Annotated in this window: 24 protein-coding genes; 20 read left to right on the forward strand and 4 right to left on the reverse strand. The window is 42.2% G+C overall.

Features of this window, described 5'->3' with window-relative positions:
- Nucleotides 1–124 precede the first annotated feature (124 nt).
- The gene (locus KH172YL63_RS08525; protein ID WP_173105706.1) at nucleotides 125–301 is read right to left on the reverse strand and encodes an aspartyl-phosphate phosphatase Spo0E family protein; all 177 of its coding nucleotides are present in this window, start codon (nucleotides 299–301) and stop codon (nucleotides 125–127) included.
- A gap of 266 nt (nucleotides 302–567) precedes the next feature.
- Here KH172YL63_RS08525 and KH172YL63_RS08530 point away from each other — a divergent pair, with 266 nt between their 5' ends.
- From KH172YL63_RS08530 to KH172YL63_RS08545, 4 genes are all read left to right on the forward strand, one after another.
- The gene (locus KH172YL63_RS08530; RefSeq protein ID WP_173105707.1) at nucleotides 568–1,275 is read left to right on the forward strand and encodes a cytochrome c biogenesis CcdA family protein; all 708 of its coding nucleotides are present in this window, start codon (nucleotides 568–570) and stop codon (nucleotides 1,273–1,275) included.
- Nucleotides 1,276–1,382: 107 nt separating this feature from the next.
- A complete protein-coding gene (locus KH172YL63_RS08535; RefSeq protein WP_173105708.1) occupies nucleotides 1,383–1,742 on the forward strand; it encodes a response regulator in 360 nt (119 codons plus the stop codon).
- 119 nt (nucleotides 1,743–1,861) lie between these two features.
- A complete protein-coding gene (locus KH172YL63_RS08540) occupies nucleotides 1,862–2,341 on the forward strand; it encodes a CcdC family protein (protein ID WP_173105709.1) in 480 nt (159 codons plus the stop codon).
- A gap of 198 nt (nucleotides 2,342–2,539) precedes the next feature.
- Complete coding sequence (locus KH172YL63_RS08545; protein ID WP_173105710.1) at nucleotides 2,540–3,019, forward strand: site-2 protease family protein; 480 nt, start codon at nucleotides 2,540–2,542, stop codon at nucleotides 3,017–3,019.
- A 485-nt stretch (nucleotides 3,020–3,504) separates the two neighbouring features.
- On the opposite strand, the gene KH172YL63_RS08550 is transcribed toward KH172YL63_RS08545, so the two are convergent.
- Nucleotides 3,505–3,930: a DUF2621 domain-containing protein gene (locus tag KH172YL63_RS08550; RefSeq protein WP_173105711.1), complete on the reverse strand. Its 426-nt coding sequence runs from the start codon at nucleotides 3,928–3,930 to the stop codon at nucleotides 3,505–3,507.
- Nucleotides 3,931–4,125: 195 nt separating this feature from the next.
- Between KH172YL63_RS08550 and KH172YL63_RS08555 the strand changes: the two genes are divergently transcribed.
- On the forward strand, nucleotides 4,126–5,451 hold the full coding sequence (locus KH172YL63_RS08555; protein WP_173105712.1) for an ATP-binding protein: 1,326 nt from the start codon (nucleotides 4,126–4,128) through the stop codon (nucleotides 5,449–5,451).
- Between the two features lie 253 nt (nucleotides 5,452–5,704).
- Nucleotides 5,705–6,214 (forward strand): DUF6143 family protein, encoded by a 510-nt coding sequence (locus KH172YL63_RS08560; RefSeq protein WP_173105713.1) that lies wholly within the window; start codon nucleotides 5,705–5,707, stop codon nucleotides 6,212–6,214.
- A gap of 73 nt (nucleotides 6,215–6,287) precedes the next feature.
- Here KH172YL63_RS08560 and KH172YL63_RS08565 read toward each other — a convergent pair whose 3' ends face one another.
- Nucleotides 6,288–6,839, reverse strand: a complete 552-nt coding sequence (locus tag KH172YL63_RS08565) for a 2'-5' RNA ligase family protein (RefSeq protein ID WP_173105714.1) — start codon at nucleotides 6,837–6,839, stop codon at nucleotides 6,288–6,290.
- Between the two features lie 286 nt (nucleotides 6,840–7,125).
- On the opposite strand from KH172YL63_RS08565, the gene KH172YL63_RS08570 reads away from it, so the two are divergent.
- From KH172YL63_RS08570 to cls, 13 genes are all read left to right on the forward strand, one after another.
- A complete protein-coding gene (locus KH172YL63_RS08570) occupies nucleotides 7,126–7,641 on the forward strand; it encodes a hypothetical protein (RefSeq protein WP_173105715.1) in 516 nt (171 codons plus the stop codon).
- A 104-nt stretch (nucleotides 7,642–7,745) separates the two neighbouring features.
- Entirely contained in the window at nucleotides 7,746–7,883 is a 138-nt protein-coding gene (locus KH172YL63_RS08575; RefSeq protein ID WP_173105716.1) for a YvrJ family protein, read from the forward strand.
- Nucleotides 7,884–8,177: 294 nt separating this feature from the next.
- Nucleotides 8,178–9,323 (forward strand): exonuclease SbcCD subunit D, encoded by a 1,146-nt coding sequence (locus tag KH172YL63_RS08580; RefSeq protein WP_173105717.1) that lies wholly within the window; start codon nucleotides 8,178–8,180, stop codon nucleotides 9,321–9,323.
- The gene (locus KH172YL63_RS08585) at nucleotides 9,320–12,454 is read left to right on the forward strand and encodes an AAA family ATPase (protein ID WP_173105718.1); all 3,135 of its coding nucleotides are present in this window, start codon (nucleotides 9,320–9,322) and stop codon (nucleotides 12,452–12,454) included. Before KH172YL63_RS08580 ends, KH172YL63_RS08585 begins: the two co-directional genes overlap by 4 nt.
- A 265-nt stretch (nucleotides 12,455–12,719) precedes the next feature.
- Nucleotides 12,720–13,802, forward strand: coding sequence for an endospore germination permease (locus tag KH172YL63_RS08590; RefSeq protein WP_173105719.1), 1,083 nt, complete (start codon nucleotides 12,720–12,722; stop codon nucleotides 13,800–13,802).
- A gap of 12 nt (nucleotides 13,803–13,814) precedes the next feature.
- The gene (locus tag KH172YL63_RS08595) at nucleotides 13,815–15,269 is read left to right on the forward strand and encodes a spore germination protein (RefSeq protein ID WP_232066149.1); all 1,455 of its coding nucleotides are present in this window, start codon (nucleotides 13,815–13,817) and stop codon (nucleotides 15,267–15,269) included.
- A gap of 1 nt (nucleotide 15,270) precedes the next feature.
- A complete protein-coding gene (locus tag KH172YL63_RS08600) occupies nucleotides 15,271–16,440 on the forward strand; it encodes a Ger(x)C family spore germination protein (RefSeq protein WP_173105720.1) in 1,170 nt (389 codons plus the stop codon).
- 88 nt (nucleotides 16,441–16,528) lie between these two features.
- Nucleotides 16,529–16,822: a hypothetical protein gene (locus KH172YL63_RS08605; protein WP_173105721.1), complete on the forward strand. Its 294-nt coding sequence runs from the start codon at nucleotides 16,529–16,531 to the stop codon at nucleotides 16,820–16,822.
- Nucleotides 16,822–17,643: an acetate and sugar kinases/Hsc70/actin family protein gene (locus KH172YL63_RS08610; protein ID WP_173105722.1), complete on the forward strand. Its 822-nt coding sequence runs from the start codon at nucleotides 16,822–16,824 to the stop codon at nucleotides 17,641–17,643. The genes KH172YL63_RS08605 and KH172YL63_RS08610 overlap by 1 nt, the downstream gene beginning before the upstream one ends.
- A gap of 83 nt (nucleotides 17,644–17,726) precedes the next feature.
- Complete coding sequence (locus KH172YL63_RS08615) at nucleotides 17,727–18,323, forward strand: SCO family protein (RefSeq protein ID WP_173105723.1); 597 nt, start codon at nucleotides 17,727–17,729, stop codon at nucleotides 18,321–18,323.
- A gap of 130 nt (nucleotides 18,324–18,453) precedes the next feature.
- Nucleotides 18,454–18,999, forward strand: coding sequence for a GNAT family N-acetyltransferase (locus KH172YL63_RS08620; protein ID WP_232066150.1), 546 nt, complete (start codon nucleotides 18,454–18,456; stop codon nucleotides 18,997–18,999).
- A gap of 294 nt (nucleotides 19,000–19,293) precedes the next feature.
- The gene (locus tag KH172YL63_RS08625) at nucleotides 19,294–19,851 is read left to right on the forward strand and encodes a VanZ family protein (RefSeq protein ID WP_173105724.1); all 558 of its coding nucleotides are present in this window, start codon (nucleotides 19,294–19,296) and stop codon (nucleotides 19,849–19,851) included.
- 402 nt (nucleotides 19,852–20,253) lie between these two features.
- Nucleotides 20,254–21,468, forward strand: a complete 1,215-nt coding sequence (cls, locus tag KH172YL63_RS08630) for a cardiolipin synthase (protein WP_173105725.1) — start codon at nucleotides 20,254–20,256, stop codon at nucleotides 21,466–21,468.
- 360 nt (nucleotides 21,469–21,828) lie between these two features.
- Here the strand turns inward: cls and KH172YL63_RS08635 are convergent, their stop codons facing one another.
- Nucleotides 21,829–22,509 (reverse strand): transposase, encoded by a 681-nt coding sequence (locus tag KH172YL63_RS08635; RefSeq protein ID WP_173108099.1) that lies wholly within the window; start codon nucleotides 22,507–22,509, stop codon nucleotides 21,829–21,831.
- 955 nt (nucleotides 22,510–23,464) lie between these two features.
- Between KH172YL63_RS08635 and KH172YL63_RS08640 the strand changes: the two genes are divergently transcribed.
- Nucleotides 23,465–23,644 carry a hypothetical protein gene (locus tag KH172YL63_RS08640; protein WP_173105726.1) on the forward strand — a complete coding sequence of 60 codons (180 nt, stop codon included), beginning with the start codon at nucleotides 23,465–23,467 and terminating at the stop codon, nucleotides 23,642–23,644.
- Nucleotides 23,645–23,805: the final 161 nt, after the last annotated feature.

The following is a 23,805-nucleotide window of genomic DNA, read 5'->3' on the forward strand; positions in this document are numbered from 1 at the left end:
ATGAATGACGGTTTGGAACTCCAAGAACGTCATGAGGAGCCCGTTTATTTAAACAGCTTACAATCAAAAAAAGGCAGGATCCAAGAGCCGGCCTTTTCAGAATATCTATATGTATGTAAAATGTTCAGCTTATTTGAGGAGTGCACTTTTTTATATATTGGGAGTTGTAGCTATTTAACAGACGATCAAGTTCCTGACTAAATTGAATAGCTTGAGGTGACGTGAGTCCATTTTCAGCGACAATATCAATCAATTGAGCGCGCTTATTTTCAATTCGTTCGAGAAGCTCATTTTTAGACACGGCTGTTTCCTTTCTTTTGTATGTCCTTACAAGTGGAATACAAAACTAGTAATAACTGTAACTTTTAATTAGTATAACGAATTATCCAGATTTTTTCAAAGTAAAAATGCTCGTTTTTTTAAAAAGAAAAGAGACTTTAATCTATTTGAAAGAGTCGCTGTGAAATGTAAAGAAATGGTCACAAATTCTTCACAATTACATTTCACATAGTTAACACAAGAGTCTGCTAGAATAGAGTCAGAAACTAAAAGGTAGGAGATGTAAAAATGTCTGATATCAATATTTTTTTAGCCTTCGGTGCGGGTTTCCTCAGCTTCATCTCGCCCTGTTGTCTTCCTCTGTATCCCGCTTTTCTTTCTTATATTACGGGAATGAGCGTCAATGAATTGAAAACTGACAACGCCATGCTACAAAAGCGAAGTTTATTACATACGTTATTTTTCTTGATCGGGTTCTCTTCGATATTTATTGCCATCGGGTTCGGCACTTCCCTGATCGGGAACTTCTTTTTGGATTACAAAGATCTCATCCGACAACTGGGTGCCATATTTATCGTCGTATTCGGCCTTGTTGTCATCGGAGTCTTCACGCCTGAGTCACTTATGAAAGACCGGCGCTTTGAATTCAAGAACAGACCAGCCGGATTCATCGGCTCAATTTTGATCGGTATGGCGTTTGCTGCCGGATGGACACCGTGCACAGGCCCGATCCTTGCATCCGTCCTCACCCTTGCCGCAACCAACCCTGGTTCGGGCGTACTCTATATGACTGCATATGTCTTAGGTTTTGCCATCCCATTCTTCATTCTTTCGTTCTTCATCGGAAAAATGAAATGGATCAGAAAAAACAGCGGAAAAATCGTGAAAGCAGGGGGATATGTGATGATCGCAGTGGGGATCATGCTGTTCTTTAATTGGATGACAGTCATCCTGGCATATTTCACGTCTATTTTGGGAGGATTCAAAGGATTTTAACGTAAAAAAATGGATGATGGTGATTACGTTTTATGGTATAGTTATATGGATGAATAAGGAAATGATATACATTGGACAGCGATAGGGTATACGAGGAGGAAACAACTGTGGCAACGATACTAGTAGTGGATGATGCTAAATTTATGAGAATGACGCTAGGGGGCATGCTTTCATCCAGCGGTCACGAAGTCGTTGGGGAAGCGGAGAATGGATTCATTGCCGTTGAAAAGTATCGTGAGCTCCAGCCGGATCTGGTGACAATGGACATCACCATGCCAGAAATGAATGGAATCGAGGCGGTCAAGAAAATATTGGCTGAGCATCCAGAGGCCAAGGTCATCATGTGTTCTGCCATGGGGCAACAAAAGGTCGTGGTGGAAGCGATAGAAGCGGGAGCGAAGGATTTCATCGTGAAGCCTTTTGACGAGGTCCGGGTTGATGAAGCAATCAAACGGGTCTTGGGCTGAAACATTCAAAGAGAGCTTGAAGGTACACCTCATCCTCTCTTTTTTTGTGTTTTTGTTTTGACTGCATATAGGCTATAATGAGTATGGTAGGAAAGTAGAATATTAAAGGATGATGGTTTATGATGATTGCTTCATCCATTGCAGCGATACTTATGGGATTCTTGGTTATATTCATCAGGATGAAGGCTCAAAAACGACCGGTAAGCGGAAAGAAAATCATTCTACCTCCATTATTTATGAGCACCGGGGCACTGATGTTCATTTTACCTGAATTTCGGGTGACCGCAGGAGAGTGTTTGGAGGCATTGACAGTCGGGATGGTCTTCTCGTTGTTATTGATCAAGACTTCTAAATTCGAAATTCGCGGTAGTGATATTTTCTTAAAGCGCTCTAAAGCATTCGCATTCATTTTGATTGGACTACTATTGATCCGGATCGTGGCAAAGTCCATTCTGAGTGTTTCCATCGATTATGGAGAATTGAGCGGGATGTTCTGGATCCTCGCATTCGGAATGATCGTTCCATGGAGAATTGCCATGTATGTTCAATATAGAAAGCTGCATCTGGAGAATAAAGATATAACAACAAACTCAATCTAACAGGCTGATGCAATAGCCAGCGGAAAAACCAAACGACTTCAATAGGTGAAGTCGTTCGGTTTTTTTTGTGATGAAGATGGGTGATGATTTCAATCATATTACGATTTCTTTACAAAGAGTGGGATGATGCTTAAAAGCGGTGTGCATTGGGGAAAGGTAGACATATGAAATCACAACTAGAAATTGGTGGGATCAGCATTGTTTACATTAGCAGATATATGGACATTTTTCCTCGCTTTCTTTCTGACACTGCCTTTGGTCACAATCGTTCATGAAGCCGGGCATGTACTCGTTGCAAGAATTTTTGGAGCAAAGATCAAATTCGCCATCGGTACAGGAAAACACTTAGTGAATATAGGACCCCTGGAAGTGAAAAGGATGTACTTCATGGAAGGTTGGTGTCAGTATAAGGAGTTAAAATACAACAAGGTATGGATACGGGTATTGATTTATCTCTCAGGCAGTTTATTCAACCTGATAGCAATATTACTTATTAACTATTTAATTTATGAAGGTGTCATCCCGGTCCACATCTTTTTCTATCAATTCGTTTATTTTTCTGTTTATTTCATTTTCTTTTCTTTATTTCCGTTTAGAAACGGAGACGGTAAACCGAGTGATGGCCAGGCAATAATGGATGTCATTCGATTTGGAAAGACGGAAGATCCGATTGATTAATTTTGTGCATGGAGGAGAGGTGAACAGAGCTGTTTACCTCTTTTTTATTGGAGAAATGCAAGGAGGTTCTCGAAAGATCCTGATTCGCTCATAGAAATGGTAGTGTGAAAGGATCTTATCGGCGAAATATTGATTTTAACGGCGATATCCGGGATATAACGGCGAAATATTAATTTTAACGGCGAAATCTAAAATATAACGGCGAAATTGCTAATTTATCGGCGAACGTCATTTTTTACATCTCCAATGAACGCGCACCCAACATTGCACTTTTCTCTCATAAAAAATTACCAAGCATCACCTAAAGGAAGTGCAGATGCAACCCAACATCCAACATTTCCCACCAAAAAGGCAAACGTTCAACGTTTGCCTTTTTTCCCGCGCTTCCATCGTACATACAGAAAAGCAGCGGCGATGATGAAGATTAAATAAAGTATGATCGGTATGATGAGGATCGTTCCCATTCTGTTACCTGCCTGCTTTCTTTAGAATAGATGTTCGTAAGGGCTCATATCTATATGCATTTCATTTAGTTTTTTTCTCAGAAACTTATGATCCCGCTTGGGAGTAGCCAAGATGTAACCCCTTATCACCAGTTCCTCTGTGATGGCATCTGCCTTTTCCTGCAGCGCCAATTCCCCGATTTTACCTGCAATTTTCTGCTTCGCTACGTCTCTGAATAATTCAGGGACCGGTGTGACCAATTCATTGAGCATCTTTTTCTCATCTGTGCCCCATAAATGGATGGTTTCATTTACGTAATGCTCTTCCCAATCCAGATCTGATTTCCCATCTTCCTTAGGGAATCTCTTCAGGAATTTCCTGAACATAAAGAATCCGCCGATTGCAAACGAAGCCACTAAAAAAACGACCCAGAAAAGGATGAAATATAAGAACCAACCTTCTAGCATGCTTTCACCTCAATTTATGTATACAAGTGTATCTCATTCATTATAGACAAGGGATCCGCCAGTGACAAGAATATCGTGGATTTTGCAAAGTAAGTCTATACTGTTCTTCCTTGGAAATGATATACTAATAAATGACAAATAGCATGAAAATTCTATCTATTCCGATACTTACTTTCGTTGTCAGGGGGCTAATGGATGATATATAGGGGTAGGGTCATATCAGTACTCACCGGACTTTTTTTAGTCATCACTTGGGACTTTATTTACTATTTCGTACTGCATTATCCGATAGATGTTAAGGTGGATGCGGTTTATACGTTATCGATCATCTTCATCGGTTATTACTTAGGGAAGAATTATGACCTGAGTCAGACGGCACTTACGGAGATTCGAAAAAGTGAAGAGAAGGTTAAGGCATTGAATGAAGAAATGCAGCATGTTTTGCAGAGTATTGATGAAGTGGTCTTTCATACGAATGACAAAGGGGAGTTTCAATTCCTCAATGCTTCCTGGGAAGACTTTACAGGCTATACGGTCAAAGAGAGTTTACATAAGAATGCCCTTCATTTTGTTTCCCTTCACGAGCGCCATGAGTTTCTGCGGGTGGTAAGGCAAAATGCAAGTGTGAAAAAAGAGAAGATCAAGATGGATTTTTCCTACCAGAAACGGGACGGTCAGTTCCGGTGGGGGGAAGTGACAATCAAGATGAATTATAACAGCGAGGGAAAGCTCCTTGGCACAGTCGGGACGATTTCCGATATAACCGCCAGGGTACATAATGAAGAAGAATTGATGGAAATGAATGAGACGCTCGCAATCGAGTCTCAGAAACTATCGGTTGCAGGTCAGCTTGCAGCAGGGATTGCCCATGAAGTGCGGAATCCCTTGACGTCTATCAATGGATTTCTTCAACTGTTACGGGATGAAGCTGATGACAAGACAAGGGAATATTTAGGAATTGTCTTTTCAGAAATCAAGCGGATCGAGCTGGTGTTAAGCGAGCTGTTGATCCTTGCCAAACCTCAATCCGTTACTTATAAACGCATCAATATCATTGAAACACTCGATCACGTATCGAAATTATTGAATACGAACGCGATTCTGTATAATATCGAGATTCAGACCGATTTCAAAGATAAAGAGTTATTCATCCGGGGTGATGAAAATCAGTTGAAACAAGTCTTCATCAATTTAATCAAAAACGCAATCGAAGCCATGCCCCATGGAGGTGCAATCACCATACAAGCAAGAAACACCTCAGATAACAAAGTGCAGGTATCTTTCAAGGATGAAGGAGTGGGGATGAAGAAGGAAACTCTTGATAAACTGGGAGAACCCTTTTTCACCACAAAGACAAAAGGAACGGGTCTCGGCCTTACGATATGCTTGAGAATTCTAAAAGACCACGGAGCCGACATCCGTGTTCAAAGCGAGCAGGGAGAAGGCACCACTTTTCATATCATCTTTGAAGGTGTCCGGCCAACGGACAGGAAAAGGCGGGAAACGTTACATCAATCATAAAGGGGGAAGGGAAATCTCTATAAGCGGACTTCCTATTGGAGCGTCTCAACAGCTTCAAACAGACATTAAGCGCCAGTGCTACAAAGAAATCCGAACGGCTATGTTTATCCAATAACCCGTTCGGTTTTTTTATTGGCAAAAACCTCTTTGTCCGGGGGAATATTATGTGGTGAATAAATGCATTCCCCTGTACAGGAATGGGTGTCTTATCTATTCATATACATGAAGAAGGACGTATTACAGGGGGGAGAGCATGGGAAAAAAGCCGTCGGTGTATGTGATCAATCCTGCATTTCAAAGCGAAAAGGGCAGACTGTTTGCCGGTACTTCCGGGGTGTTAAAGACGAGTGCCAGCAAACAGGCATGGGCGCAACTTGTCAATCCGGAAGACTCCAAAGTGAATTTATATGTTTCTTTTTTTGCATTAACGAATTTCTCTATCAAATTGGTAAAGGCCGATTTTGTTGTCAATGCCATTCCACCCGGCACCCCCATAGAATCATCAGAAGTGAGCGTGTTGAAATTAGGCTCTGACGTTCAGCCTGTTGGCAGGATCTATTATCATCCGTCAGTGTCAGGGGCCTTCACCGGAGGGAAAATCGTCGGGACCAGGGCAATGACGCCATTAACGACGATCCCCGGATTCCGGGTGGATGGCCGGTTGATCATTGAACCAGGTACCAACGCCATGTTTTTTGTGTACAGTGAATCCTACGCTGAATCCCAAATAGAATTCGAATGGTTCGAGAGCGATCATCTTTAGCAACGTGAACAATGCCCTCAGTAAAAAACAGCTCCTTTTGGGGCTCTCTTTTACTGTACATATAATCAAGGATTCAATGACCTAAAGGAATATCAATATATTTTTCGTACTTTTGTTTATCAAGGTTCAATACGTAGACCCTGATAAAATTCACTTCAAACTCGGGGTAGGGTGCCAAATCCAATGGAGCTGCATTTTCCATTTCTTTTAATTGCTGGTGAGAAAGTCCATCCGTGATGTTTCGTCCATAGTGTTCTTTCCCAAGAGTTAAATGAGGGACAAAGTCGTTTCCTTCAAAATATTGTTGTATTTCTTCTTCTGTAGGTGAGATTGCCTGTACAATTTTCTGATGCAATCTGTGCAGATTATTTGAATTTACACTTAAGTATAAGATGGTATCCCCAAAGTATTTCGGTTCCTCCAGGGAGGCAGGAAAGGGTGTGAAGCCTTCACATACACGCTGAACCGCTTCCATCCACTTTTCATCGGGCGTAAGCCCTCCTTGTGCCTTTAACGTAATGTGAGGTTCTACACCTGGTTTGGCTATCCATTTTCCTTGAAATTGTTCAATCCGTTCTAAGTATTCTGGGGGTGGGACAATTCCGATAAAATAATCTTTCTCCACTTTGTTCTCCTCCTCTTATTCCATTAATGTACATTTATTGAATTTTCACCCTTCATTTCATCCTCTAGTAACAGTATCCTAAAATCATGAAAATAAAAACCATTTATTTATAATATTTGTAATATTTAAACTTTGGCGAAATCTACAACTATTTCTTTACCAACGGTTTATGCCCATGATAAGATACTTTTTGCCGGCTTATGATAGGTAAAGTAAGCGATTTCGCAATGAGGCCGCTTGCCTTGATACATGTAAAGGAAATGGACACTGAGAGGAGAAAACAACGATGAAAAAATTATGGTTATTAGGACTGGGATTATCTTTGGTATTGGCAGGATGTTCTGATTCAGGATCTGACAAAGAGGCCAGTGACAATGCTTCAGTAAATGAAAATCTTGCAGGGGACTTGATGGATTACTATTTGAATCTGACAACGACCGTCAATGGTGTTGATATCGAGCTGAATGGCTACGAAGAAGCGATGGCCGGAGAAGAACCACCTGCAGGTGAGGAATTGGCTGAACTGAAAGCATCAGCAGCTGCCTCGGCAACGGCTTCTGCGGAAGCAGTTGAAGAGATTGATATTCCGAAAGACCTTGGAGAGCAAAAGGAAGCTGTTGAAAACTTTAAACAGACACTTTCTGAATCCTATACGATGAAAGCTGAAGCACTTTCTAAAGAAGGCGAAGCAGATTTGTCAGCCGCAGAAGAAAAAATGAATGAAGCTGAAAATCAAATCAAAGCAATTCTTGAAGATGCTGGATTAGTAAGCTCAAGCTTGATCAGCGACCTAAACGGATAATTCGAATGAAAAGCAAATCCTTCTTTACGACGGATTTGCTTTTTTAATAGAAGTATCCTTTTTCCTTTTCTTTTCCTATATAAAGGGTGAGAGGGGGGGAGAGGATGGAGTCCATCATATCGATTGTTTCGGAAGTGGGCTTTCCGATTGTGGTCACGATGTATCTGCTATATCGGATCGAAACGAAGCTTGATGCCGTTATCACATCGATTCAAGCACTTCCGCAGAAGCTGAGGGAATAACCGAAGAGGCCGTGTATAGGCAATGGGAAATCCGAATGATGATTCGACATTCTGTAGTGAAGGTCGCATCATCATTCGGATTCTTTGTTTTCATACAGCTGGCGTATAGCTTTTGTAGTGGAAACCTGGCATAAGGGGGACTCTTCGCCGGGAGAAAGTGCCTGCCCGGAAATCAAATGCGTTCGAAGTAGTTTGTGAGTTTCCTTCACATTGCATGACTTTTCCTTATACGTGGATCTTGCCAGTTTGATATAATCTTGAGAGAGAGTGTTGAGATCGGAGGAGAGGTTCACAATGAAATTTATACATACCGCAGATTGGCACCTTGGCAAACTGGTGCACGGAATTTATATGACAGAAGAACAGCGCTACATACTGGAGGAGTTTATCAACCTTGTGAAAGAGGAAGCACCGGATGCAGTCATTATTGCAGGCGATCTTTATGATCGGTCGGTTCCCCCGACAGAAGCGGTGGAGCTTTTGGATGAAGTTCTGTTCCGCATCAATGTGGAATTGAACACACCGATCGTGGCGGTGTCAGGCAATCATGATAGTGCCGAGCGTTTATCCTTTGGATCATCATGGTACAAGCACAGTCAATTTTACCTGAAAGGGAAGATTACAAAGGATTTCACACCGGTCAAGATCAAAGGAGTGAATTTTCACTGCGTCCCTTATGCTGAACCGGGGACAGTCAGACAGGTTCTGGAAGAAGAAGGGGTATCCAGCCATCACGGGGCAATGGAAGCCATTGTAAAAAGAATCGAAGAGAATATGAACCCTAATGAACCACATGTGTTTGTCGGTCATGCTTTCGTCCTCGGAGGCAAGACGTCAGATTCAGAAAGGACGCTTTCGGTAGGTGGATCAGGATGTGTGGGGGCAGAGGTGTTCGAGCCTTTCCATTATACTGCGCTCGGTCATCTTCATAGTCCGGATGCGATTAAGCACGATAAGATCAGATATTCAGGATCTTTATTAAAGTACTCCTTTTCGGAAGCGAAGCAGCGGAAATCCGTCACCATTGTTGAGATGGAAGACGACGGTTCCTTCCAACTGAGGGAGAAAGTACTCCAGCCAAAGAGGGATATGAGAGAGGTAGAAGGGTTCATGGAGGAATTGCTTGACCCTCTGTTCTACCAAACGCAAAGTGTTCATGATTATTTGAAAATCACCCTTCATGATCAAGGTACCTTGATTGATCCCATCAATCAGCTCCGTCAGGTTTATCCGAATGTTCTTCACCTTGAACGGAAACTCGATCTTGTTGATGCGAAAAAGAAGCACACATTCCAGGTGTTGGAGGATAAGAAGAAATCGGAAATAGATTTGTTTATGGAGTTTTACCAAGACATGACAACGAGTGAGTTTACTGAAGATAAAAAGGAAATGGTTGAAACAGTGATTGAAAAAGCAAGGAAGGAGGTCGATCCCGCATGAAACCACTTCAACTCATTATGCAGGCGTTCGGTCCATATGCAGGCAGGGAAACGATTGATTTCCGGGCGTTGGGAAATCGGACCATGTTCGTCATATCCGGAAAAACCGGATCAGGAAAGACAACGATTTTTGACGGGATTTCATATGCCATTTATGGGAAGGCGAGCGGAGAGGACCGCACACCGACCGAATTGAGAAGTCAATTTGCAAACGATGAAGATATAACGGAGGTTGAACTTCTTTTCAGTCTAAGGGGAAAAACATACCGAATCTGGCGCTCACCTCAACAGGATAAGAAGAAGGCCAGGGGCGAAGGATATACCACGATCAATGCTAGAAGTGAACTTTATGTATTCGATGAAGACGGAAAAGAACAGCTCCTTGCAGCAAACGTCAGGGATGTAGATGAGAAAATCAAAGGTCTGATCCAATTGGATGCCAATCAGTTCAGACAAATCCTGATGATTCCTCAAGGTGAATTCCGAAAACTGCTCACATCTGACAGTAAGGATAAAGAGCTCATTCTACAGAGGTTATTCCATACTGAAATTTACAGGAGCATTCAAGAAAAGTTAAAAGCAGAAGCAGACGACTTGAAAAAAGCAGTGGAAACCTCCATGGAGGAAAGGACGAGGGAGTTAGTAAGAATCCATGCGGAAGGACATGAAGAGCTGCGGGATTTGCTGTTGCAAAATCCATTGAATGATCATCTGATCCTCCAATTGCTTCCGGCTCATATTGAAGATATGGAAAAGAGTGAAAAAGACCTTCAATCCCGATATGAAAAAGTCCAGTCGAAAAGAGACCAGCTTCAAAAAGAACTTGCCGAAGCAAACCGATTGGCTGAGCTCTTTGAACAGCAGGAAAAGCTGTCGAAACAAAAACAAAGCTTAGAGGAAAAGAAACCGGAAATTGAAACAATTGAAAAAGAGATCCTGCTCGCCCAGCGGGCATCGGTGCTCGTACAGCAGGACGAATATTGCCATAAATTGAATCGAAACCTGAATGAATTGAATGGTCAATTGAAAACACTGATGAAAGAAAAGGAAGAGCTTTCACAAACACTCCTTGCAGCCGAAGAACGATTCAAAGAGGAAAGAGAAAAAGAATCGCTGCGAAATGAAGTGGCAAAAAAAGTAACGCAGCTTGAAACAATGGAAAAGGATATCTTTTCTTTAGATTCCTTGTCAAAAGAGACCGGTGAACTAAAAAGTAAACACGAAAGGCAGCAAGGGATCGTAAAGAAACAAACAGAACAGATTGCATTTTTACAAAAAGGCATCAAAGAGAGGGAATACACCATAGAAAAAGGTGAAAATGCCCAGAATATTGTCTTCCAACTGGATAAAAAGTTGCAGGAGCACCAATATCTTCTGGAACTGCTCAGTGAAATGAAGACATTGGATCTGGAGGTTAGAAGGCAGCAAAACACCACGGAACAGGTGAAAGAACAACATAAGAAGATTCAAGAGCAGGTCCAGGATGCATCAGAAACACTGGATTACTTAGAGGGGAAATGGAAATCGGCACAAGCAGCCATTCTGGCAAAGAGCCTGAAGCAAGGGGATCCATGTCCGGTCTGCGGGTCGGAGCATCACCCTCATGCGGCAAGTGATACAGTCTCTTTACCGTCTGAAGAAGACCTTAAAGTGGCAAAGACCAAACTTCAGGAACTGGAAAAGGACGAAAAGCAGTGGAGCTTAAGGAACGCTCAGGAAGAGCTCAAACTTCAAAATGTCCAGGAACGGATAGACGGCATCACATTGAAGGTAAGGGAGAGAGAAGAAGGATTTGAACAAAGTGATTTCGAATCTGCGCTTTCTCAAGTTAAGCTGGATATTGATGCATTAAAGAAAGATATGGCTGAAAAGCGGGACGAAGCAGAACAAGTGTTGAAAATGAGGGAAGAGGTTAAAAAAGGAAGAGAGAAGCTGGAAGAACTTGAAGTGTCAAAAGTGCAGGCACAAGAACTGCTGCACGATCTTCATGCATCATTTCTGACAAGTAGTACTACCCTCGAAAAGGTGAAAGCATCCATTCCTGAAGAGCTGAGGACGATGAATGGGTTCAAAGAGGTTCTGTCAGAGACGAAGAGTAGGTTAGAAGCATTGAAGGCTTCGTTCGAACGTGCACAAAATGAGTATTATGAACTCAAGAATCAATTGAGTGTCAAGGAATCACAAGTGAAAGAGAATGAATCCAGGGTGATCCAGGTGGAAACAGAAATGAAGGAAGAGCGTGATCGTTTTGTTGCCCTTCTTTCCGATCAAGGATTCGCTCATTATAAAGCATTCCAGGAAGCAAGAATGTCTGAATCGGACATCATGCTGCTTCAAGAAAGAGTCAAACATTTCGGAGAAGAGCTCCGTTCGGTTTCCGACAGGCTATCTGATCTGTCACAACATCTAGAAGGAAAAGAGAGGCCGGAAGTAAACGGGATCCATGAGAAAATATCCGCAGTGGCTGAAGAAATGAGTACCGTAAATGATCAACTGAATGAAATCAAGACAAATCGGAAAGACAACTCGCTCATCCTTTCCAGGGTCACTGCCATCAACGAAGGAATAAAAGACCTTGAAAACAACTATCGAATGGTCGGCCATCTTGCAGAAGTCGCCCGGGGGCAAAATGCCAATCGGATTACATTCGAGCGATACGTACTTGCCTCTTTCCTTGAAGATATTCTCAGAGTCGCAAATGAGAGATTGATTAAGATGACTTCTGGACGATATCAGCTCATCCGCAAAACAGACAGAAGTAAAGGGAACGTGCAAAGCGGATTGGAACTTCTTGTCTTTGATCAATATACTGGACAGGAAAGGCATGTCAAGACGCTGTCAGGCGGGGAGAGCTTCAAGGCTTCACTCGCATTGGCGCTTGGGCTTGCTGATGTTGTCCAACAGTATGCCGGAGGAGTCTCGCTTGAAACGATGTTCATCGATGAAGGGTTCGGAACACTAGATCCGGAATCGCTTGATCACGCAATCGAGGCATTGATGGATATACAGAGCAGCGGCCGGCTGGTAGGGTTGATTTCCCACGTGCCGGAGCTGAAAGAAAGAATAGATGTCCGTCTAGAAGTTATCTCTTCACAACGGGGCAGTTCGACTGAGTTTCAATTCATGGCTTAAAAACATGTGTCGTAATCACAAACCGAACGAATTCGAAATCATTCAGTGGATTCGAATTCGTTCGGTTTTTTGATATGAAATTAGAGGTTGTTGGATCCTATCCCATACACTGATCAGGGGTGAAGCTCCTGTCTGTTGTAAGTTGATGAAATGGACTCAATCACAGTCAGGATTTGACCTGTTTTTGGAATGAGAATATGCAGGGGATAGATTAAATTGAACATGGAAATAATTAGAGTAATACGTTAAAAAGTGGAGAGTTCTTATGAAGAGTATCCGACCTATCTTAATTCCAAGGCAATTGTTATTATTGTTGATTCTTTCAACAGGTTTGTTAAATCACGTCATGCTGATACCGAGCATCCTTCGGGCAGCGGGAAGGGACGGATGGGTGAGCATATTGATTGCTTATCCGATTCTGATCGCTATGTCGTTATTGATATACTATATTGTTAAACATTCGTCCTCTGAGGGGTTCTTTCATCTCCTTCAGAGGAAGTGGCCTAGATGGGCAGTTCTTCTATTCTCTATCCCTGTCTGTTTATTTTTATTTTCAAGTGCATACATTACCTTCGTTGATTTAATACTATGGCTGAGCGCCTATTTTTTAACAGATGTTCCTCCCTTCATCGTCACGGGAGGAATTTTCTTCATTTGCTTTTTGATTACATGGGCTGGTATCAAGCATATGGCGATCGCAAGCGGCATTCTTTTACCTTTGGTCATGATCTTTGGTATTTTTATTGCGCTCACCAACACGAACTTGAAAGACCCCAGCCTATTGTTTCCGATATTCAGTGATGGGTATGCCCCGGCGATGAAAGGAAGTATCTATGTATTAAGTGGACTTCTCGAAATATACCTGATTGTCCTGATCCAACCGTATAGCGAAGGGAAAATAAAGCTGCATCACATCATCGTCCTCGGCTTGATTTTCGCTGGGTTGATGCTTGGTCCTCTATCTGCCTCAATCATGGAATTCGGGCCGGAGGAGTCTGTTTTTCTCCGATACCCAGCCTACGAACAGTGGAGGATACTATCAATAGGAGAATTCATCACCCATCTTGATTTCTTTGCCCTATACCAATGGTTAAGCGGAGCACTAATCAGAATCAGTCTGTTTATGTTTTTATTAGCGACCCTCCTCGTGAATAATAGGAGGTATGATTACCGTCAATCCTTAAAAATCCTCGTTCCATTATTTATTGTGTTTTTCTGTCTTGTACAAATCAATGTGGATACATATGAATTTTACCACTTCCTATTTAAAGTGTTTTTTCCGCTTACCGTAATCCTTTTTATTGTACAAACCATCATTTCTGCCATCATGATCCGATTTCTAAAGTAAAGGGTGTACGCGATGAAGAAAAAAATGAAAGAAGAGAATCGGGCTGAACAAGGAACGAACATACTTGATGAAATAAGGGACCTGTTTATTTCAAGTCATGATTTAATGATCAAGCCTCATTTTTTTGCTGAACAAAAGATGACTCTCGTTTATTTTTATTCTTTGGTGGATTCTCATTATTTAGATCAATATATCCTCTCGAAGTTAGAGGACACAGATCATGAGCACTTTGTCAATAAAATGAAGAGTGTTTTTCAGGCGATCGATCTTTCCGGTCAATCGATGGAAGATGTCCAAAACTCGCTATTTTCAGGGTGTGTGCTTTTCTTTATCGGTGAAAGAATCCTCTCCATCCATGCAGGGGATGTCCCGAAACGACTCCCGGAAGAGTCGGCCCTTGAAACGTCCATCCGGGGACCGAAAGATGGATTCGTTGAAGATCTGAATACCAATATTTCATTGATCAGAAGAAGATTAGCGACTCCTTCCCTTTGTGTGGAAAAGTATTGTGTAGGCACACGTTCCCATACAGAAATAGCTATCGTTTATCTGGAGGATGTCATCGATAAAAAGGTGTTGGAAGAGTTATACGCCAGGCTGTCTAAGGTCGATATTGATGTCATAACCGGTAACCAACAGCTTGAGTCCCTGCTCGATGACAATCCATACTCAATCTTTACAAGTTTTGATTATACGGGAAGACCGGATTTTATCGTCGATTCCATAAACCAGGGAAGGTTTGCCTTGATTGTGGATGGATTCCCGACTGTTTCCATCGCACCGGTCAGCTTACTGTTGCAGACGAAATCACCAGAGGATGCGAGCATCAATTATGTATATGTGTCAATGGAAAGGCTCATCCGGATGGTGGGCATTACCATCTCTGCATTCCTTCCCGGCTTATGGGTCGCTTTCTCTGCTTTTAATATCGAACAGATTCCTTATCTTCTCGTCGCCACGATTTCCATGTCTAGATTCGGTCTTCCATTATCCGCACCGGTCGAAATGTTCATCATCCTGTTCCTGTTTGAGTTCTTCAATGAAGCAGGTGTCAGGCTTCCCAGGGCAATTGGTCAAACAGTCTCCGTCTTGGGTGGCTTAATCGTCGGTGATGCGGCGATCCGTGCGGGATTGACATCCCCGACGATGCTTGTAATTGGGGCCATCACCTATGTTTCTTCGTTTACTCTCGTCAATCAATCGTTGAAGCACGGTACGACGATTTTGAGGTTCCTTGTCCTGCTTGTCAGCACCTTCTTTGGTTTATTCGGTGTGGTGATGATGTTCATTTTATCTGTTATTTATTTATCTACCCTATCGTCATTTGGTGCCCCGTATCTGGGGACCGTCGCCCCGCTCAGCTGGTATGATACGCTCAGGTCTTTTTTCAGACTACCGATTCAACTGTATAAGAATCGGACGTCTTCGACAGCTCCTGAAGACGAAACGCGGAAAGGAAGGCCATAGGATGAACAAATATACAAAAAATGGGAAGCTGGTCGCATTCTTTCTGGTCATTTTCGTTTGTGCAGGTTGTACGGGATCCAAGAACATTCAAGATTTGGCCTATATTGTAACAATCGGATTGGATTATGATGATGAGAACGATGAGTATACGGTATATCTACAAGGGTTGAACTTTGCAAACGTGGCAAAGCAGGAAGGAAGCAAATCTCAGGAGCCGATTCCAACCTTAATCGGCAAGGCAAAAGGGAAGACCATGAATCTGGCAATCAGCAAACTGTTCAGATTATCCCGGCCCCCGCTTTTTTTTGGTCACACCAAAACGATTGTCATTTCCAAAAACATATTGACGTATAAATTCAAAGAAGTTTTGGAGGATGTCGGTAGAAATTATTCTTTAAGACCCAGTCTTGAAATCCTTGTAACCGATGAAGATATGGAAGAAGTGTTAAGCGCGAAGGGGCTTTTTGATTATCCCCCTGTCTATACTGTCTTGCTGACGAGTGAGAAATTAGAAAAGATTAAAAATGACATTGAGCCGACAAACTTGATGCATTTCCTGCGGGAATATTATGAACCGATGGGTAGTGCATTCCTGCCGACAGTCAAATTAGATCATGACGCATGGCAGGCGTCAGAAAAGATCACTTCTCTCTATCTTGATGGGTACAGTGTGTTTCAAGGGGAAGAGTTAAAAGGGGATCTTCCTGCCAAAGATGCGATGATGGTATATTGGCTGCGGAATAAAAACAGTGCAATCTACTTTCCCCTCTATCAAGACGGGGAGTTAATGTCTACGTTTGATCTATCGGTAAATAAAATGAAGGTGAAATATCTTAAATCCAAAACGGAGTTCTCGGCGTTTTCGTTAGAAGTGGATGTAGAGGCGGAAATGCTGGAGAAAATTGCTGATATCCCATACGGTGAAATGAAGAAGGCTTTACAACAGGCAATAGAAAAAGAAATCACTTCCGTCTATCAAAACGGTCTGACGAAGGAAATGGATTTATTGGATGTTGGGGAAACATGGTTCAGGAAGCATCCCCAGGCATTTCGAGAGTTGGAAAAAAAGGAAAATAAATTTTACCTGACAGAATCCTCTTTAAATCAAACAATGGTCAAGGTAGATATTAAACATTTCAATGCGTATCGTTATAAGAAAGAGGATAGGTGATGGATGTGAAAGGAATATCGCATTTTCCTTTCAATTTCCAAAGAATTTGAATAACATAGAAGGTAGTAAACAGGAGGGGGAGGTCTGCATGAAAATTAGTATTTATATATTGATATTATTCGTTTCGGCCGTGGTGGCAATCGGCTGGAGCTGGAAGCGGCTGTTGGATTTTAATACATATAAAAAGCCGTTTCTGGAAGGGGTTCTTCTTCAATTCCTGTTCCTGCTCTTTGCATCCGTCTGGTGGTTGTTGACTGAGGATATGACGGATGGCGTAATGGGGGTATTCTATTATTTCCTTGCTTTTGTTACTATCATGGTTATTCATGGATACATTCTTCATTACTTATTTTCTAAACGGAAAATGAAGGAACGGGAATAATGGGTGTCCTCGGGATCGATGCAGGCGGAACATTGACCAAAATCGTTTACGAAGAAAGGGGAAAACTTCATTATAAGACATTCCGTGGCGATCACCAACATGAATTGGAGAACTGGATCAGGATCCTCGCGCCACAGCACAGGTTTTTCGTCACAGGAGGCCGGGCTGATCAATGGAGAAGTCTCTCTCAGGACGTTGCAGTCGTGAATGAATTTGACGCAGTGCACAAAGGGACGGTTCAGCTGATGGCAGCGGAAAAGAATGATGCGTATCACTATTTGCTCATAAATATCGGCACAGGCACGTCTTTTATCGCAGTAGACGAAAATGGCCCTGAAAGATTGTTTGGAAGTGGCATGGGAGGTGGGACTTTCTTAGGGCTTGGTTCAATGCTGACGGGAATCACTGACTTTCATGACCTCGTCGCCCTGTCGGATAAAGGAGTGAGGGGAAATGTGGACCTACTTGTGAAGGATGTTTATACTAAGGGGGATTCACCAGTGGACCCTCAGTTGACGGCAGCCAACTTTGGTAAAATGAGCATGAATTCATCTCATGCAGACAAACTGAGGGCACTGTCGAATATGATTGGAGAAACCATTATCCTCCTTGCCTCACAGGCAGCGAAAACCTTTCAGATAAAGGACTTCGTCTTCGTTGGGGGAGCGGTAGAATACATCCCGTCATTAAGGGAAGACCTCTCCCAATTTCAATCGATGCTGGCATATACCCCACACTTTCCCATGAGGGGATCCTTTGCAGGTGCTTTGGGAGCCTATCAGATTGGATTGGAAGGAGCACATTCACAAAATAGACAATGAATCTTCTTAGGGGGGAATTGTTTTTTTCTCTACACTTTACTAACATAGAATGGTATAGATACATATATTCGGAGGAGATAAAGATGTTAAAAACCAAATCATTCATTGTGGTGATGACCATCATCGGGATTCTCCTTGCAGGTTGCAGCAACAGTGACTTCCAAGCAGAAACAGATTATGACGTGAAGGATTTTTCCTATACGAATCAAAACAACGAGAAAGTCAGTTTAAAAGACTTAAATGGTCAAGTATGGATCGCTGATTTTGTATTCACCAGCTGTGAAACCGTATGCCCCCCAATGACGTTTAATTTAGCAAAGCTACAAGCCAAGCTGAAAGAAGAAGGTGTGGAGGATTACAGAATCGTTTCGTTCAGTGTTGATCCAGAAAAAGATACACCGGAAGTGTTGAAGGAATATATATCAGGCTTTGAAGCAGACACAAGCAAATGGGATTTGCTCACAGGTTATGAGTTTAATGAAGTGAAAGATCTCGCTGAACATTCTTTCCGTTCTATCGTGGCAGATGACCCGAATTCTGATCAAATGATCCACGGAACAAGTTTCTACCTTGTCAATCAGGAAGGAACGGTCGTCAAAACGTACAGTGGAAACAGCGATGTCCCTTACGATGAAATGGTTGAGGATATGAAAATCCTGATTAAAGAAGGCTCTGAATAATTGAGGATACAAGGAGAATCACTGATTTAATGGGTGATTCTTTTTTTCTGTGAACAAATCCCTTATTTTTCATTCCAAAATAAGGTTGATAAGGATTATAATGATAAAAATGGATGAAGGAGCGTTTATTATGAATATCCGGCCGATTGAAGTAAGTGATGCAGGAAGAATCGTGGAAATCATGCGTCAAAAAACTGTATTGCCCAATATCATTGCGTTGCCAAGCTTGAGGGTTGAGAAGTTTGAAAGCAGGTTGAAGAGCCCGGCACCAAATCAGCATGATTTTGTTGCAGAGATAGACGGTGTCGTCGTTGGTCTGTGTGGGCTGACTCAAGGTCTTGGCCGGCGTGCACATACCGGCACACTTTTCCTTTTCATAGATGAACAGTATCATAACCGGGGCATCGGTACAGCGCTGATTCATCATGCAATCGATCTGGCAGATAACTGGTTGATGCTTGAAAGAATCGAATTGACGGTCATTGACGCCAATCAGAGGGCAAAAGCGCTTTATGAGCGATTAGGCTTTGAAGTTGAAGGCTTCAAACATGGCTCCATCGTACGAAACGGCCGCTATGCAGGGGAATGCTGCATGGCCAGGTTCAGACCCGATGGAGCAGTAAAGAAGGAATATGATAAACTAAAAGAAACAGAACAGATGGAAAGCAGCAGGTGAGGATTCATTCGAAAAAACAAAGGGTTGTTGATCATTGATATTAGTATCACCCTATTTATACTGATTTGGGTCGTCAATTCATATTCTGAGGGTGAAATATGGAGGGGAACAATTTTCTCCGTATGCTTTGCCATCATGGTTGGTGTACTACTATTCAGATTCAAAAAGAAAGCGTAACGGGTGGGGAAGCTGCCCTGAACGACTTGACAATGTTCAGAGGAACGGCGTCATACTTCATCGTTTTCCCGAACATGTACAATCATGCAGCAAAAAATGAAAGTAGGATTAGCAGTTATGAAAGAATTATGGAGCGCTTTTAGCTGGGTCATCCCGATTCTCTTGTTGGTGACAATCTCCCTTATCTTTGCGGTTTCCTTTTGGAAGAAAAGAAGGGGAAAGGGAAGATGGATGAACCTGCTCCCTATCATATTTACATTTATTTCGGCGGGTGCGATTTGTTTGATCACATTAATACCCGTAACTTCCGGAAATGTCGCCGACGGGTCAGTGAATTTCGATCCCTTTTCAAACCTGAAATTGAACCTGGTTTATCGAAATCACCTGGATGTCCCGATCAGGAATTTGTCGGCAAACATTTTATTGTTTATCCCGTTTACCTTTTTTCTATCCTGGTGGTTACGGCATTCCAGGCAGCTTGTCGTCATGGTCACTTTTTTAGGGGCGATGTTTTCCTGCGGGATAGAATTTGCCCAATACTACCTGCCGCTGGGAAGGGCGACAGATATAGATGACTGGATCATGAATACGCTGGGTGCATTTATCGGAGGATCTCTCTTCGTGATTGTTAAATACATTTATTCAGTGATTGTCATCAACAAAAGACGGCAATAGTAGACGGTACAACTCTAAGATCTCCTATTAAAAATGTGGTTTGGTTTCCAGCTGCTGATTTTCGTGCAGCGCCTCTCCACAACGGTTGGAACCATCTCAATACGAATGAGCTATGGCACGAAAAAATCCGAACGGGGCTGATGTACCTGTTCGGATTTTTTTCTTGGTGAATCTTATTGTTACGGCCTTTAGCTAGTATTAAAAGGCTCTTTTCGCATAGATTGTTGCTATTATTTAACGCTAATATGAGCATCTCTCGCTACAATCAACCGCACCTCGCTTGTTTAAAAGCCACAATGTTGACGAAAACAGCCTGTTAAAAAAATCCATATTCCCCAGTAAAGGAATAACCCGGGCCCGGAAACCAAAGAATAACACTACATACGAAGGTGGTGGGTTCTGGTGGTGAAAAAAGGGTTAATAGGCATCCTGCTGACTGTCTGTCTGTTGGGGATATTCATCGTGATCATGCACGTGGATGTGAAAAACGGGGTGAAGCAATTTGGTGAATCCCATCCCATCAGAGAAACGGCGACCCGTAACGCCGACATCAGCATCTTCAAAACCGGAGAAAGCTTCTATGAAGCATTATTCGAAGATTGTAAGGCTGCAGAGGAACATATTTGGATCCACTTTTTCATCATCAGGGATGATTCAATTGCAAACGAGTTATTTGATCTGCTGATTGAAAAAGCCCAGAGGGGAGTCGATGTCAGATTATCGGTGGATTTTCTGGGATCGGATATTCGGGAGAGTACAGTAAAGAAACTGAGAGAGGGCGGTGTGTATGTGTTAAAAAGCAGGCCTGCAAGGATTCAAAACATCTCCTATTCCCTGCATCATCGTAACCACCGCCGGCTCATCTCCATCGATCAGCAGATCGGCTACATAGGGGGCTTCAATATGGGGGAGGAGTATTTGGGCAAAGACCCGAATCTGGGCTATTGGAGAGACTACCATCTCCGCTTGAACGGAAGCGCAGTTTATGAAATATCCAGGCAGTTCGCGATGGACTGGAAAGAAGACGGTGGCGGGCACATCCCTTATCCATTGCCGCCTGAATCACCTTTCAAAGAGTCAGGCAGCCCGGTGAAGTTCCTCTTTTCATCAGGGGAGGGGCTGGTTGATAAAACAGTCGGATGGATCAATCGGGCAGAAGAGAGCGTGACCATCACGACCCCTTATTTCATCCCCGATGAAAACCTTGTTTCTGCATTGAAGGATGCAGTGGAAAGGGGGGTGAAAGTAAATGTACTCGTACCCGATGATACAGATGCATGGTTTACAAAACCTCCGAGTTACGCCATTGAAGAAGAATTATTAACTAGCGGCGTTAACTTCTATTTATATCAAAAAGGCTTCTTTCATGGAAAAGTAATCATCATCGATCATCAGTGGGCGGACGTGGGGACGGCTAATTGGGATTCGAGAAGTTTTCACTTGAATGATGAAAGCAATGCAATCATCCAGGATGCTGAAGTGGCCCTCAAGCTGGAAGCGTTGATAAACGAAGATATGGAAGACAGTGCGAAGCTTACGATGGAATCATTTGATCAATTACCAATATGGCAATGGGTCTTGAAAAGTACACCAGGGTGGCTTTCTTATTATTTTTAATGGCTCTTTTCGTATAGATGGTTGCTATTATTAGACGTTAATGTGAGCATCTTCAGTAATTTGAGACTGCTTAATAAATCATCGAATCAAGGGCAATGAACCTGAATTAAATTTATCACTACTATTCAGAAGATGAATAAGCAGTTAGTTAAATTGATTTTTGGTTTTTATCTTCGATGGTTGATTCTCGCTGCAGATGCTCGACTCCTGCGGGAACTGATGGACAGGTGAGACCCACTGGCTTTGCATAAGTGTAAATCAATTTCAATTTAAGTAAAAATATTACAGTTTGTTTTACCTGTGGGAACAAAAAAGAGAAACTCTATATAAGATTATTGTTTGTTCCCATTTTTTGTAATATTATTTTATCATCCTTTTAACCTGTTTCTTTCTTTGCTTGACGATGAGAGCGACGGATCCAAAATCTACTTCTTTTGGAGGTTTGTCGGGGATCTTCTGCCTGCCTCTCGAAGTTCTTTTTGGTGTGTAGTCCAAGGCAGCTTGGAGGTCCCCCCATGTCCGATGGAGGTAAATCTGAATATGTCTAAGGATAGACAACATACTTTTTTGAGATTTCGTCTTCAACTTCACCATCAAAGTAAGAATATAGGTAATCATTGCGATAAACATTTGGTTCCAGATGCCTTTCGGTTTGGTACTCCAAACATTCACAAATCTTAGAGATTGTTTGATCCACTTAAAAAATATTTCAATGATCCAACGGTTTTTATAGATGTCTGCGATCTCACTTGGCGTTAAGTCCCATCTTGTCGTAGCTACTTTATACACTTTTCCATTCTCATCCTGATATTCCACTAATCGTACCGGCTCCATTTTCTTTTCTACACCTAATATTACTTTGGCATCTCTTAAGATTTGATCCCGACTCCCTTCAGGGATTTCACGCTCTTCCTCGACTTGTATGCGAATATCATTCTTTAATCGAATCACGAATTTAATGTTGTTTTTAATCCATTGATTCATCCTGATTTTATCCATATATCCACGATCCATCACATAGGTGGCATCGCTTGATTCGATTAAGAATTCTCCCCCTTCATGATCTGAAGCTTTCCCGTTGAAGGGACAATTTTATCGGGATAATATACATCCGGTGAGGCCACCACCAGACGGGTGTGCATTTTGACAACGTTCCAACCCTTGGTGACATAGGCCCATTCAGACAATACAGGCGGTAGCTTAATATGGGTCGCATCAACAATATGAAGTTTTCCGATATTCGGAAGGCCTGAAAATGAGTGCATATAGGGCTTTAGGTTATTGAGAACTTTGAAAAAAAGAGTTTGTAGAATAGTGGTATCTAATTCGTTTATCCTTCTACTTAGTTGAGAACTACTTATACTCTCGATTCCAATGTCATTCATAAAGTCCTGGTTCGCTTGCATTTGGGTGTCAAATTCAGGATACGATCCCCATTTATCCAATTGAGCCGTAACAAAAATTTTGACTAACTGTTCAATCGAAAGCTTTTTATTATTGTAATTTAAAAGTGGACAAGCCAAACCCTCGGTAGGTAATAACGATAAACATTGACTAATGACTGATTTTTGAGTTATCATAATGAGGTTAATTTGGTGCTCCTTTGTAGATAGTTTGTTTTTGGGAACAAACGCTCAACATATCTACAATAGGAGCTTTTTTTGTGTTTGTCTATCTATCAACGTGCCAAAAGAATAAAGAACTACAGCGCTTACTTGATATATAATTACTTTTTTTGGAAGTTACGCAAAGCCAGTGGGTGAGACCCCGCAGGACGAAGTCCGAGGAGGCTCACCGCCATCCCCGCGGAAAGCGAGCATCTCTCGCTGCAATCAACCGCATCTCGCTTGTCAAAAAGCCACAATGTTTACGAAAACACCCTTTTTAATAGAAATGTTTATAGGGGAGGAAAACATTTTGATTGAAAATGAAAATATGGTAAAGTGTTCTCATATATTGAAGATGTAACCACCTCTCTTAAAGAAAGGGATTGTTCATGAGCGAGCTCCTGTTTATTGCTTTGTTTATCTTTTCACTGCTGGTCATGACATTTTTGAACATTTTAAAAATGAGGCATGTTTCAAAATCCAGAAAATCTGTGGCGCTCAGTATTGTTATCTTCTCATTGATCGGCATGATGCTGACCGTCTTTTTTTATCTGCCGAACGCCTCATAATGAAGAACAGACAAGGTACCAAGAGAATGGAAAATGCTAAAGGCACCGGGGAGAAGCCTCGTGTGTCTTATTTTTGTTTTCGTCAGGATACATATCATTATCACCCTGTCTTCACAAAGGGTGATCGGCATCATTCCAGGCGGTTCTGGTTGATAAAAAGC

The sequence above is a fragment of the Bacillus sp. KH172YL63 genome, assembly GCF_011398925.1.
GTDB lineage: Bacteria > Bacillota > Bacilli > Bacillales > Bacillaceae_B > Rossellomorea.

Bases quoted from the DNA above. Each gene is read 5' to 3' on its own strand.
- KH172YL63_RS08605 (WP_173105721.1), top strand. From the start codon at position 16,529: ATGAAAATTAGTATTTATATATTGATATTATTCGTTTCGGCCGTGGTG.
- KH172YL63_RS08595 (WP_232066149.1), top strand. From the start codon at position 13,815: ATGAAGAAAAAAATGAAAGAAGAGAATCGGGCTGAACAAGGAACGAAC.
- KH172YL63_RS08540 (WP_173105709.1), top strand. From the start codon at position 1,862: ATGATGATTGCTTCATCCATTGCAGCGATACTTATGGGATTCTTGGTT.
- KH172YL63_RS08610 (WP_173105722.1), top strand. From the start codon at position 16,822: ATGGGTGTCCTCGGGATCGATGCAGGCGGAACATTGACCAAAATCGTT.
- KH172YL63_RS08550 (WP_173105711.1), bottom strand. From the start codon at position 3,930: ATGCTAGAAGGTTGGTTCTTATATTTCATCCTTTTCTGGGTCGTTTTT.
- KH172YL63_RS08560 (WP_173105713.1), top strand. From the start codon at position 5,705: ATGGGAAAAAAGCCGTCGGTGTATGTGATCAATCCTGCATTTCAAAGC.
- KH172YL63_RS08615 (WP_173105723.1), top strand. From the start codon at position 17,727: ATGTTAAAAACCAAATCATTCATTGTGGTGATGACCATCATCGGGATT.
- KH172YL63_RS08530 (WP_173105707.1), top strand. From the start codon at position 568: ATGTCTGATATCAATATTTTTTTAGCCTTCGGTGCGGGTTTCCTCAGC.
- KH172YL63_RS08600 (WP_173105720.1), top strand. From the start codon at position 15,271: ATGAACAAATATACAAAAAATGGGAAGCTGGTCGCATTCTTTCTGGTC.
- KH172YL63_RS08570 (WP_173105715.1), top strand. From the start codon at position 7,126: ATGAAAAAATTATGGTTATTAGGACTGGGATTATCTTTGGTATTGGCA.
- KH172YL63_RS08625 (WP_173105724.1), top strand. From the start codon at position 19,294: ATGAAAGAATTATGGAGCGCTTTTAGCTGGGTCATCCCGATTCTCTTG.
- KH172YL63_RS08620 (WP_232066150.1), top strand. From the start codon at position 18,454: ATGAATATCCGGCCGATTGAAGTAAGTGATGCAGGAAGAATCGTGGAA.
- KH172YL63_RS08580 (WP_173105717.1), top strand. From the start codon at position 8,178: ATGAAATTTATACATACCGCAGATTGGCACCTTGGCAAACTGGTGCAC.
- KH172YL63_RS08640 (WP_173105726.1), top strand. From the start codon at position 23,465: ATGAGCGAGCTCCTGTTTATTGCTTTGTTTATCTTTTCACTGCTGGTC.
- KH172YL63_RS08575 (WP_173105716.1), top strand. From the start codon at position 7,746: ATGGAGTCCATCATATCGATTGTTTCGGAAGTGGGCTTTCCGATTGTG.
- KH172YL63_RS08590 (WP_173105719.1), top strand. From the start codon at position 12,720: ATGAAGAGTATCCGACCTATCTTAATTCCAAGGCAATTGTTATTATTG.
- KH172YL63_RS08585 (WP_173105718.1), top strand. From the start codon at position 9,320: ATGAAACCACTTCAACTCATTATGCAGGCGTTCGGTCCATATGCAGGC.
- KH172YL63_RS08555 (WP_173105712.1), top strand. From the start codon at position 4,126: ATGATATATAGGGGTAGGGTCATATCAGTACTCACCGGACTTTTTTTA.